This is a genomic window from Streptomyces sp. RGM 3693 (assembly GCF_050471125.1).
Taxonomy (GTDB): domain Bacteria; phylum Actinomycetota; class Actinomycetes; order Streptomycetales; family Streptomycetaceae; genus Streptomyces.
Window position 1 is genome coordinate 900748 of record NZ_JBMPPQ010000002.1, and the last position, 11653, is coordinate 912400.

An 11653-nucleotide genomic window follows, 5' to 3' on the forward strand; every position below is an offset into this window, starting at 1 on the left:
ACGACGGTACATCTACTGTCTAAGTAGATGTAAATATGACTCATTGCGAATCTAGTCGCAGTCAACGCGAAAATGGAAGAAACAGAGCCAAATAGGGCATAGGGTGCACGCGCGGATGCCGACTGCTCAGCGAGTCGTCTGCGTATCCGGCTCCTCACGGAGCGTGCTGAACTCGGTCACCGAAGCCGTAACTCTTTCGAGTGACCGTCGTTGAGTGTGCGGAGGCGGTTGACAGAGGTAGCCCTCGGGCGGGTGTCCGAAAGGGTTGGTCGATCGCCCAGGTGACGATACGTACCAGCCTGGAGGCTCAAGGTGACGCGCATCAGCTGCGGAGGACGGTCATGACATCCGTCCTCGTCTGCGACGACTCCCCGCTTGCCCGAGAGGCGCTTCGACGGGCGGTTGCGACCGTGCCCGGTGTCGAGCGCGTGACCACCGCGGCCAATGGGGAGGAGGTCCTCCGCCGCTGGGGGGCCGACCGCTCGGATCTGATTTTGATGGATGTGCGGATGCCCGGCCTCGGTGGTGTCGAGACCGTACGCCGGCTGCTGTCCGCCGACCCCGGTGCCCGGATCATCATGCTCACGGTGGCCGAGGACCTCGACGGGGTCGCGCTGGCGGTCGCCGCCGGCGCCCGCGGGTATCTGCACAAGGACGCCTCGCGCGCCGAACTGCGCGCGACGGTGACCCAGGCCCTGGCCGACCCGACGTGGCGGCTCGCCCCGCGCCGGCTGCGGTCCGCCGAGATGGGCGCCGCGCCGACCCTCACCGCCCGGGAGATCCAGGTACTGGAGGGCATGAGTCACGGCCGCTCCAACGCCGAGATCGGACGTGAGCTGTTCCTCTCCGAGGACACCGTCAAGACGCACGCGCGGCGGCTTTTCAAGAAGTTGGGCGCCTCCGACCGGGCGCATGCGGTGGCGCTCGGCTTCCGCTGGGGTCTGGTCCGCTGAACCGTCGTGACGTGCAGCGATGCGGGGGAATGAAGATCCCCGCCCGCCCTGTGGCGGGCGGGGCGGCATGATGTCCCGCACGCCGCCCGGTGCCACGGCGGCCCGATTCCCCGCGCGGTGCCGCATGCTTGAGGCATGGAGTTCCTCGGGGACGGGTCGGTCGGGCACGAGGGGAGGGCGCAGGAGATGACAGCCGGCGCACCTGCCGCGCATAACGCTTCGGCGCACAAGCGTGGACCTGATGCCGCGGATCGATCGCCGTCAAGGCACCATGGACCGATGCGCGATGACGGGAAGCAGGAGATCGGCGCTCTCGTCGCACGCGCCGTCGAGGGCGATCGGCAGGCCACCCATGACCTGCTGGCGCACGTCCACCCACTGGCCTTGCGCTACTGCCGCACCCGGCTCTCCCGGCTGCCCGGTGACGCCCGGCACTTCGTCGAGGACCTGGCGCAGGAGGTCTGTGTCGCGGTGCTGTGTGCGCTGCCCCGCTACCGCGACACCGGGAAGCCCTTCGAGGCGTTCGTCTTCGCCATCGCCGGTCACAAGGTCGCCGACCTCCAGCGGGCCGCGATGCGGCATCCCGGCAGTACGGCCGTGCCGTCGGACGAGATGCCCGAGCAGCCGGACGACTCGCTGGGTCCCGAGGAGCGGGCGCTGCTGAGCAGCGACGCCGAATGGGCCAAGAAGCTGCTGGCCAATCTGCCGGAGAACCAGCGGGAGCTGGTCCTGCTGCGGGTGGCGGTGGGGCTGACGGCCGAGGAGACCGGGCAGATGCTGGGGATGTCACCCGGCGCGGTGCGGGTCGCCCAGCACCGTGCCCTGAGCAGGCTGCGGGCGCTGGCCGAGCAGTAGTCCGCGGCGAGTGCGGAGTCCGATGGAGTTGCCGTCCAGCCCGTTCCACGGCGGAAAATGCCGTAGGAAAGTACGAGTGACGAGCCCCTCATTGCTCGTGGGTTGGGACACCCTACAAGGCCGTTAGCATGGGAGTCCGCGCTGAGGCAAGAGCATTGGGGAAGGTGTCATGAGTGACAACGTCGAGGGTATGCCCGCCAAATTCGCCATGCTCGGGCTGACATACGACGATGTGCTGCTGCTGCCCGGCGCGTCCGAGGTGCTGCCCAACACCGTGAACACCGCGTCCCGCGTCTCGCGGAACGTCCAGGTGAACATCCCGCTGCTCTCGGCCGCGATGGACAAGGTCACCGAGGCGCGGATGGCGATCGCCATGGCGCGTCAGGGCGGTGCGGGCGTCCTGCACCGCAACCTGTCGATCGAGGACCAGGCCAACCAGGTCGACCTGGTCAAGCGCTCCGAGTCCGGGATGGTCACCGACCCGATCACGGTCCGGCCGGACGCGCCGCTGACCGAGGCGGACGCCCTCTGTGCCAAGTTCCGGATCAGCGGGGTGCCGGTCACCGATGCCGCGGGCAAGCTGCTGGGCATCGTGACCAACCGCGATATGGCCTTCGAGATGGACCGCAGCCGTCAGGTCCGCGAGGTCATGACCCCGATGCCGCTGGTCACCGGCAAGGTCGGCATCTCGGGCGAGGACGCCATCGAGCTGCTGCGCCGCCACAAGATCGAGAAGCTGCCGCTGGTCGATGACGCGGGCGTGCTCAAGGGCCTGATCACCGTCAAGGACTTCGTCAAGGCGGAGAAGTACCCGAACGCCGCCAAGGACGCCGAGGGCCGGCTGATCGTCGGTGCCGCGGTGGGCGTCGGCGACGCGGCCTACGACCGGGCCCAGGCGCTGGTCGAGGCCGGTGCGGACTTCCTGGTCGTGGACAGTGCGCACGGCCACAGCCGCGGCATCCTCGACATGATCGCCAAGATCAAGTCCAACATCAGCGTGGACATCGTCGGCGGCAACGTCGCCACCCGCGAGGGCGCCCAGGCGCTGATCGACGCGGGCGTGGACGGGGTGAAGGTCGGCGTCGGCCCCGGCTCCATCTGCACCACCCGGGTGGTCGCCGGCATCGGCGTCCCGCAGGTCACTGCGATCTACGAGGCCGCGAAGGCGTGCCACGCGGCGGGCGTGCCGCTGATCGGCGACGGCGGTCTCCAGTACTCCGGTGACATCGCCAAGGCGATCGCCGCCGGCGCGGACACCGTCATGCTGGGTTCGCTGCTGGCCGGCTGCGAGGAGTCGCCGGGCGAGATGGTCTTCGTCAACGGCAAGCAGTTCAAGTCCTACCGGGGCATGGGCTCGCTGGGTGCGATGCAGTCGCGCGGCCAGGCCCGGTCGTTCTCGAAGGACCGCTACTTCCAGGACAACGTCCTCTCCGAGGACAAGCTGGTGCCGGAGGGCATCGAGGGTCAGGTGCCCTACCGCGGCCCGCTGGCCTCGGTCGCCCACCAGCTCGTCGGCGGTCTGCGGGCCTCCATGGGCTACGTCGGCTCGGCCGACATCTCCGAGCTCAAGGAGAAGGGCCGGTTCGTGCGGATCACCGCGGCGGGCCTGAAGGAGAGCCACCCGCACGACGTGCAGATGATCACCGAAGCCCCCAACTACGCGCGGAGCTGACGCGGCACTCTTCGCGGAGTGACGGCCGGATGCGCCCCCAGTCTTCCCCGTCGGGGATACTGGGGGCGTATCCGTAGGAAGGCAGAACCAGTGACTGAGATCGAGATCGGGCGCGGCAAGCGCGGCCGCCGGGCATACGCGTTCGACGACATCGCCGTCGTACCCAGTCGGCGCACCCGTGACCCGAAGGAGGTCTCGATCGCCTGGCAGATCGACGCCTACCGCTTCGAGCTGCCGTTCCTGGCGGCCCCGATGGACTCGGTGGTCTCGCCGCAGACCGCGATCCGCATCGGTGAGCTGGGCGGTCTCGGGGTGCTCAACCTCGAAGGGCTGTGGACCCGCTACGAGGACCCGGAGCCGCTGCTGGCGGAGATCGCGGAGCTGGACGGCGCCGCCGCCACCAAGCGGCTCCAGGAGATCTACGCCGCGCCGATCAAGGAGGAACTGATCGGGCAGCGGATCAAGGAGGTGCGCGAGGCCGGTGTGGTCACCGCCGCCGCGCTCTCCCCGCAGCGCACCGCGCAGTTCTCCAAGGCGGTCGTGGACGCCGGCGTGGACATCTTCGTGATCCGCGGGACGACGGTCTCCGCCGAGCACGTCTCCAGCGCCGCCGAGCCGCTGAACCTCAAGCAGTTCATCTACGAGCTGGACGTGCCGGTGATCGTCGGCGGCTGTGCGACGTACACCGCGGCGCTGCACCTGATGCGGACCGGCGCGGCCGGCGTGCTGGTCGGCTTCGGTGGCGGGGCCGCGCACACCACCCGCAACGTGCTGGGCATCCAGGTGCCGATGGCGACCGCGGTGGCCGATGTCGCGGCCGCCCGCCGGGACTACATGGACGAGTCCGGCGGCCGGTACGTGCACGTGATCGCCGACGGCGGGGTGGGCTACTCCGGCGACCTGCCCAAGGCGATCGCCTGTGGTGCGGACGCGGTGATGATGGGCTCGCCGCTGGCGCGGGCGACGGACGCGCCGGGCCGCGGCCACCACTGGGGCATGGAGGCGGTCCACGAGGACGTGCCGCGCGGCAAGCGGATGGACCTGGGTGTGGTCGGCACGACCGAGGAGGTCCTGTGCGGCCCCTCGACGACGCCGGACGGCTCGATGAACTTCTTCGGCGCGCTGCGCCGGGCGATGGCCACCACGGGCTACTCCGAGTTGAAGGAGTTCCAGCGCGTGGAGGTCACGGTCGCGCCGCGGCGGTAGCCGCCCCACGTTGTCGGCTTTTTCGCCGTGCCCAGACCCCGGTTGGGGGATGGGCGAAGCCCGGTTGCGCTGTGCGCGGCCGGGCTTCGGCGTTACAGGCGGTGGGCGGCGCCGGTGGGGGTGGCGCCGCGGGTGTCCAGGAGGAGTTGCGCCTTGACGGCCAGGCCCTGGAGGTCGTACGTGCGGTGGGGCTGGAGCAGCACCGTCAGGTCGGCGGCGGAGGCGGCCTCGTAGAGGGATTCGGCGCGGGGGACCGGGCGGCCGTGGACCTCCCACTGGGGGACGTAGGGGTCGTGGTAGGTGAGGTGGGCGCCCAGGTCGCGCAGGCGGGCGGCGACCTCGCGGGCCGGGGTGCCGGCCAGGTCGGCCAGGTCGGGTTTGTAGGTGACGCCGAGCAGCAGGATCCGGGCGCCGCGGGCGGATTTGCCGTGCTCGTTGAGGAGGGTGGTGCAGCGCTGGATGACGTAGGCCGGCATCCGGTCGTTGATCTCCTGGGCGAGTTCCACCATCCGGAGCGGTGCGCCGGCCGAACGGCTGCGTGGGGGGCGGTGGTTGGGGTCGATGGGGGCGGCGTGGCCGCCGACGCCGGGGCCGGGGCGGAAGGACTGGAAGCCGAACGGCTTGGTTTCGGCGCAGCGGATGACGTCCCACAGGTCGACGCCGATCTCGTGGCAGTAGACCGCCATCTCGTTCATCAGGGCGATGTTGATGTGCCGGTAGTTGGTCTCCAGCAGGTGGGCGGTCTCCGCCTCGCGGGGGCCGCGGGCGCGGACCACCTTGTCGGTGAGTCGGCTGTAGAAGGCGGCGGCGGCTTCGGTGCAGGCGGGGGTGAGGCCGCCGATGACCTTGGGGGTGTTGCGGTAGCGGTGGGTGCGGTTGCCGGGGTCGTGGCGGGCGGGGGAGCAGGCGAGGTGGAAGTCGCGGCCGGCGGTGAGGCCGGAGCCCGCTTCGAGGAGGGGGCGGAGGACGTTCTCGGTGGTGCCCGGGTAGCCGGCGGATTCGAGGATGACGGTGGTGTGCGGGCGCAGTCGGGTGGCCAGGGTGCGGGCGGCGTCGGCGAGGGCGGACAGGTCCAGGGTGCGGTCCTCGCTGAGCGGGGTGGGGGCGCAGAGGACGGCGGTGCGGACCCGGCCCAGGGCGCCGGGGTCGGTGGTGGTGCGGAAGCCGGCGGCGAGCAGCCGGCGGACCTCGGTGGTGGACAGCGGGCCGCCGGCGCCGGGGAGGGCGGCCGCGCGGGGATCGGGGTCGTAGCCGATGGTGGTGAGGCCGGCGGCGGTGGCGGCCTGGGCGAGGGGGAGACCCAGGTGACCGAGTCCGATGACGGCGAGGTCTGCGGGCATGCTGCGGCCGTCCTTCCCGAGCGAGTGTGTGGGGCCCTGCGCGGTGTCCTCGTGGTGGTCGGGAGTCGCGCGGACGCACCGGCTACCAAAGGGGCATAAGTAGACTAAGCGGATATTTGACCCAGAATGGGTATTGGTGGATCAAGGTGGCCGGGTGTTGCCACCGCGAGCGGAAGGCGGTTGCCGGAACCAAGCGCGGACAGAATCGACGGACGGGGGGTCCAGCTCCGAATCACAGCGGGAGGCAGTGGTGAAGACAGCGACACTCGGACCGGCGCAGCGCGCCAAGGCACTCACCCAGATGGCGGAGCGAGAACTGGACGTCCTGGTGGTCGGCGCCGGCGTCGTCGGCGCCGGCACCGCCCTGGACGCCGCGACCCGCGGACTGGACACCGGGCTGGTCGAGGCCCGTGACTGGGCGTCGGGCACCTCCAGCCGGTCGAGCAAGCTCATCCACGGCGGCCTGCGGTACCTGGAGATGCTGGACTTCGCGCTGGTGCGGGAGGCGTTGAAGGAGCGCGGGCTGCTGATCCAGCGGCTGGCGCCCCACCTGGTCAAACCGGTCCCGTTCCTCTATCCGCTCCAGCACAAGGGCTGGGAGCGCTGGTACGCCGGCTCCGGCGTGGCGCTCTACGACGCGATGTCGGTCTCGTCCGGACACGGCCGGGGGCTGCCCGTCCACCGCCACCTCTCGCACCGCCGGGCGCTGCGGGTGGCGCCCTGCCTGCGGAAGGACGCCCTGGTCGGCGCGTTGCAGTACTACGACGCGCAGATGGACGACGCGCGGTACGTCACCACGCTGGTGCGGACCGCGGCCGCCTACGGGGCGCACGTCGCCAACCGGGCGCGGGTGGTGGGCTTCCTGCGCGAGGGCGAACGGGTGGTCGGCGCGCGGGTGCAGGACGTCGAGGGCGGTGTGGCGCGCGAGATCCGGGCCCGGCAGATCGTCAACGCGACGGGCGTGTGGACCGATGACACCCAGGCGCTGATCGGGGAGCGCGGCCAGTTCCACGTCCGCGCCTCCAAGGGCATCCATCTGGTCGTCCCCAAGGACCGGATCCACTCCACCACCGGGTTGATCCTGCGGACGGAGAAGAGCGTGCTCTTCGTCATCCCGTGGGGGCGGCACTGGATCATCGGCACCACGGACACCGACTGGGACCTGGACAAGGCGCACCCGGCGGCCTCCAGCGCCGATATCGACTACCTGCTGGAGCATGTGAACTCGGTCCTCGCCACCCCGCTCACCAGGGACGACGTGGAGGGCGTCTATGCCGGGCTGCGGCCGCTGCTGGCCGGTGAGTCGGACGCGACCAGCAAGCTGTCGCGGGAGCACACGGTCGCCCACCCGGTGCCGGGCCTGGTGGTCGTCGCGGGCGGCAAGTACACCACGTACCGGGTGATGGCCAAGGACGCGGTGGACGAGGCGGTGCACGGGCTGGACGCTCGGGTCGCCGAGTGCGTCACCGAGGACGTGCCGTTGGCGGGCGCGGAGGGCTACCGGGCGCTGTGGAACGCGCGGGCCCGGATCGCCGCCCGGACCGGTCTGCATGTGGCCCGGATAGAGCATCTGCTGAACCGTTACGGGTCGCTGGCCGAGGAGCTGTTGGAGCTGGTGGTGGCCGATCCCTCGCTGGGCCGGCCGCTCGCCGCCGCCGAGGACTACCTGCGTGCCGAGGTGGTCTACGCCTGCACGCACGAGGGCGCCCGGCACCTCGACGACGTGCTGACCCGGCGGACCCGGATCTCCATCGAGACCTTCGACCGCGGCACCCGCAGCGCCCGGGAGGCCGCCGAGTTGATGGCGCCGGCCCTGGGCTGGGACAGCGCGCAGATCGAGAAGGAGATCACGCACTACGAGAAGCGGGTGGAGGCGGAGCGCGAATCGCAGCGCCAGCCCGACGACCTGACGGCCGATGCGGCCCGGTTGGGCGCTCCGGACATCGTGCCGCTGACGTAGGCGGGCCGGGCCGCCGGCCGTCGGCCGCCGGCTCAGCCGCGTCGGCCGTGGGGCGCGCAGAACTCGGCGGCCAGGAGGGCGGCGCCGTCGGTCCGGCCGGCCGGGGTGTCGGTGTTGACCCGGTAACTGACCAGGTGCCGGCCGTCGGCGGTGCCCGCGGTCTGCGCGTACGAGCCGTTGATGTCGCCGTTGTGGCCCCAGACGGTCACCCCGCAGGGCAACCAGGTGGCGTAGACGCCCAGGCCGTACGCGCCGCCGGTGGCCCGCTCGCTGCGCAGCTGGGCCATCTGGCGGGGCGCCAGGAGTTTTCCGCCCAGCAGCGCGGCGAAGAAGTGGTTGAGGTCGACCAGGGTGGTGATCATCTCGCCGGCGGCGCCGGCCCGGCTGGGGTTGAAGGCGGTGCTGTCCACCCGGTGGCCGTCGATCCGGGAGTAGCCGCGGCCGTGCGGCGCGGGCAGCGCCGGGCTGTTGCCGGGGAACGAGGTGCCGCGCAGGTCGAACGGGGCCAGGATGCGGCGCCGCAGCTCGTCGGCGTACGGGTGCCCGGTGACGCCCTGGATGACCAGGCCGAGGACCAGGTAGTTGGTGTTGGAGTAGGCGTAGCGGGCGCCGGGCGCGGCGGTCGGCGGGTGGCCGAGGGCGATCCGCAGCAGCTCGACCGGGGTGTATCGGTCGTAGCGGTGGGCCGGGAAGCCCGCGCCGGAGAGCTGTTCGGCGAGGTGGGGGTCGGCGGTGTAGTTGAACAGACCACTCGTATGGTCGAGCAGTTGGCGGATCGTCACCCGGTGCAGATCGTTCGCGCCGCCCGCGCCGGTGCGCGGCACGCCGGGGGGAAGGTGGTCCGCGACGCGGTCGTCCAGCCCGAGCCGGCCCTCCCCGACGAGTTGCAGGACCACCGTCGCGACGAGGGTTTTGGTGAGGCTGCCCGCCCGGAAGCGGTCCAGGCGGCCCATCTTCCGGCCGCTGCGCAGATCGGCCACGCCGACCGCGGAGAACCGCGAGGCGGCCAGGTGGTCGTCCCAGGTGACCAACGCGGCCGCGCCGGGTGCGCCGTCGGCCACCAGACGGCGCAGCGCGGCCGCCGTCGTCGCCGGCGGTCGGGACGCTCCCGGAGGCGGTGCGGAGACGCGTGGGGTGCTCGTACACGCCGTCAGGACCAGGGCGGCCAAGGCGGCCAGGACGGCGCGGGTGGCGGAGCGCAGCGGGCCGGGCGCGGCCGGGCGGTGCGGGCGGAGGGGCAAAAAGAACTCCCGTCGTCGGGGCCATCATGACGGGTGGGTGGCACCCTCCGGCATCCACCCGGGCCTTCCGCACGGCCGCGGATGAGAGAGAATGAAGGCTCTGCCAGGGTGGGTTGTCCGAGTTGGGCCAGTTTGGTGATCGATGGAGAATCGAGGCTGCCAACTCGGCTGGATTGCAGAGGGGATTCAGTGGGCGACGAGGTCGAGATGGACGGCAAGGAGGGCAGGCTGCTCGCCGGCCGGTACCGGCTCGCCGATGTTCTCGGCCGGGGCGGGATGGGCACCGTCTGGCGGGCCGGCGACGAGGTGCTGGGCCGCACGGTCGCGGTCAAGGAGCTGCGCTTCCCCGGCGGTATCGAAGAGGACGAGAAGCGTCGTCTGATCACCCGCACCCTGCGCGAGGCCAAGGCGATCGCCCGGATCCGCAACAACGGCGCGGTGACGGTCTACGACGTGGTCGACGAGGACGACCGGCCGTGGATCGTGATGGAACTGGTCGAGGGCCGCTCGCTGGCCGAGGCCGTCCGCGACGACGGCCCGCTCACCCCGCGCCGCGCCGCCGAGGTCGGTCTGGCGGTGCTCGACGTCCTGCGCGCCGCCCACGGCCAGGGCATCCTGCACCGCGATGTGAAGCCGTCCAACGTCCTGATCTCCGACGACGGCCGGGTCGTGCTCACCGACTTCGGTATCGCGCAGGTCGAGGGCGACCCCTCGGTGACCTCGACCGGCATGCTCGTCGGCGCGCCCTCGTACATCTCGCCGGAGCGGGCCCGCGGCCAGAAGCCGGGCCCGCCCGCCGACCTGTGGTCGCTGGGCGGCCTGCTGTACGCCTGCGTCGAGGGCGTTCCGCCGTACGACAAGGGCTCGGCGATCGCCACCCTGACCGCCGTGATGACCGAACCGGTCGAGCCGCCCAAGAGCGCCGGGCCGCTGGAGGACGTCATCTACGGCCTGCTGGTGAAGGACCCGGCGGGCCGGCTGGACGAGGCCGGGGCGCGGGCGCTGCTGCTGGAGGTCATCCACGCCCCGGAGCCCAAGCCGGAGCCCCCGATGGACGCGACGCGGGCGATGACGCTGCCCACCGCGCCGGCGGAGTCGGGGCCCGCGGAGCGGGCCGGTGCCAAGCCCGCCAAGAGCACCGCCAAGCCGCGGATGCCGAAGAAGCCGAAGGGGAAGCCGGCGGTCGGGGCGGCCGCCGCGTCCGGTGCGGCATCCGGGACAGCGCAGAAGTCGGTGCAGAAGACGACGGAGAAGGCGGCCGGGGGCGGCGCGGCGGCGAAGCCGGCGGCGGCGCGGGAGTCCGGCACATTCGGCACGGACGGCAAGGACGGCAAGGGTGCTGCCGCGGCCCGGCCGGCCGCGGCCAAGGCCGTCAACGGTGGTTCCCCGGCCCGCCCCGGGTTCGACGCGGACGCGGCCAAGGAGCGGGTGCGGGCGGCCCTGGCGTCGGTGCGGAACGCCGCCGCGGCGGCCCGGTCCGACTCCAGACCCGGCAACGGGGACGGTCGTCCCGCCCCGCCGCGCGCCTCGGTGACCGATGTCGTCCCGCGCCGCACGTTGATCATCGGGGTGGTCGTGGTCGTCGTCGTCCTCGGGACACTGCTGGCCCTGGCGTTCAGCGGTGGTGACGGCGGTGACTCCGCCGGTAAGGGCGGTAAGGGCACGGCCGCGGGCCGGGACGCGACCCAGTCGGCCGCCGCGAGCCAGGACTCCGGCACGGACGGCGCCACCGTCCCGGGCGGGGCGAAGCCGGGTGGCGGCGCGGCCGGGACGGACGGCAAGGGCGGCAACGGCGGCAACGGCGGCAAGGGGGGCAACGGCGGGAAGAAGGGCGGGGCGGCGGTCCCGGACGGCTTCGCGCAGGTCGCCAACGGCGGGTTCCACTTCGCCATGGTGATGCCCAAGGGGTTCCGGCAGACCGATACGGCCGGGCAGAACTCCGGCGCCATATACAGCGCCTCCGGCGGCTTCCCGCGCATCCAGGTCGACTACAACGACTCGCCCGGTCAGGACGCCGCGGCGTCCTGGCGGAGCCTGGAGCCCAGCGTGGCCGGCTCCAGCGAGGGCTACCACCTGCTGGGCATCAAGGCCATCGACTGGCGCGGCTACCCGACCGTCGCGGACTGGTCGTTCACCCGCCGGCAGGGCGGCGAGGACGTGCGGGTGCTCAACCGCGGCTTCCGGGCCGACGACCACCACGGCTACGCCATCATGATCACCTGCAAGGCGGACGGCTGGGACGACAAGGAGTGCCGGGAGTTGCGGAACACCGCCTTCCGGACCTTCGCGGTGAAGGACTGACCCGCCGCGGCGGGCGGACCGAACCCGTCGCGGGGGCGGCGGGACCCACGGCCGCTGGGGACGGACACGGCGCGCGACGCGGTCCGACGGGCTCAACTGTCGGTGCTGCCACGTATCGTGAGAAG

General features: G+C 72.0%; 8 protein-coding genes. 6 read left to right on the forward strand and 2 right to left on the reverse strand.

Annotated elements, in window-relative coordinates:
- Positions 1-341: 341 nt before the first annotated feature.
- The 4 genes from ACO0M4_RS21440 (at position 342) to ACO0M4_RS21455 (ending at position 4686) form a co-directional block, all read left to right on the forward strand.
- Complete coding sequence (locus tag ACO0M4_RS21440; protein ID WP_003948568.1) at positions 342-953, forward strand: response regulator transcription factor; 612 nt, start codon at positions 342-344, stop codon at positions 951-953.
- 279 nt (positions 954-1232) lie between these two features.
- Positions 1233-1808, forward strand: coding sequence for a sigma-70 family RNA polymerase sigma factor (locus ACO0M4_RS21445; RefSeq protein WP_018538709.1), 576 nt, complete (start codon positions 1233-1235; stop codon positions 1806-1808).
- Positions 1809-1977: 169 nt separating this feature from the next.
- A complete protein-coding gene (gene guaB, locus ACO0M4_RS21450; RefSeq protein ID WP_430372430.1) occupies positions 1978-3480 on the forward strand; it encodes an IMP dehydrogenase in 1503 nt (500 codons plus the stop codon).
- A gap of 90 nt (positions 3481-3570) precedes the next feature.
- Positions 3571-4686, forward strand: a complete 1116-nt coding sequence (locus tag ACO0M4_RS21455; RefSeq protein ID WP_430372431.1) for a GuaB3 family IMP dehydrogenase-related protein — start codon at positions 3571-3573, stop codon at positions 4684-4686.
- Positions 4687-4778: 92 nt separating this feature from the next.
- On the opposite strand, the gene ACO0M4_RS21460 is transcribed toward ACO0M4_RS21455, so the two are convergent.
- Positions 4779-6026 carry a nucleotide sugar dehydrogenase gene (locus tag ACO0M4_RS21460; protein ID WP_430372432.1) on the reverse strand — a complete coding sequence of 416 codons (1248 nt, stop codon included), beginning with the start codon at positions 6024-6026 and terminating at the stop codon, positions 4779-4781.
- Positions 6027-6276: 250 nt separating this feature from the next.
- On the opposite strand from ACO0M4_RS21460, the gene ACO0M4_RS21465 reads away from it, so the two are divergent.
- Complete coding sequence (locus ACO0M4_RS21465; RefSeq protein WP_430372434.1) at positions 6277-7986, forward strand: glycerol-3-phosphate dehydrogenase/oxidase; 1710 nt, start codon at positions 6277-6279, stop codon at positions 7984-7986.
- Positions 7987-8018: 32 nt separating this feature from the next.
- On the opposite strand, the gene ACO0M4_RS21470 is transcribed toward ACO0M4_RS21465, so the two are convergent.
- Entirely contained in the window at positions 8019-9227 is a 1209-nt protein-coding gene (locus tag ACO0M4_RS21470; protein WP_430372435.1) for a serine hydrolase domain-containing protein, read from the reverse strand.
- Positions 9228-9416: 189 nt separating this feature from the next.
- On the opposite strand from ACO0M4_RS21470, the gene ACO0M4_RS21475 reads away from it, so the two are divergent.
- The gene (locus tag ACO0M4_RS21475) at positions 9417-11528 is read left to right on the forward strand and encodes a serine/threonine-protein kinase (RefSeq protein WP_430372437.1); all 2112 of its coding nucleotides are present in this window, start codon (positions 9417-9419) and stop codon (positions 11526-11528) included.
- Positions 11529-11653: the final 125 nt, after the last annotated feature.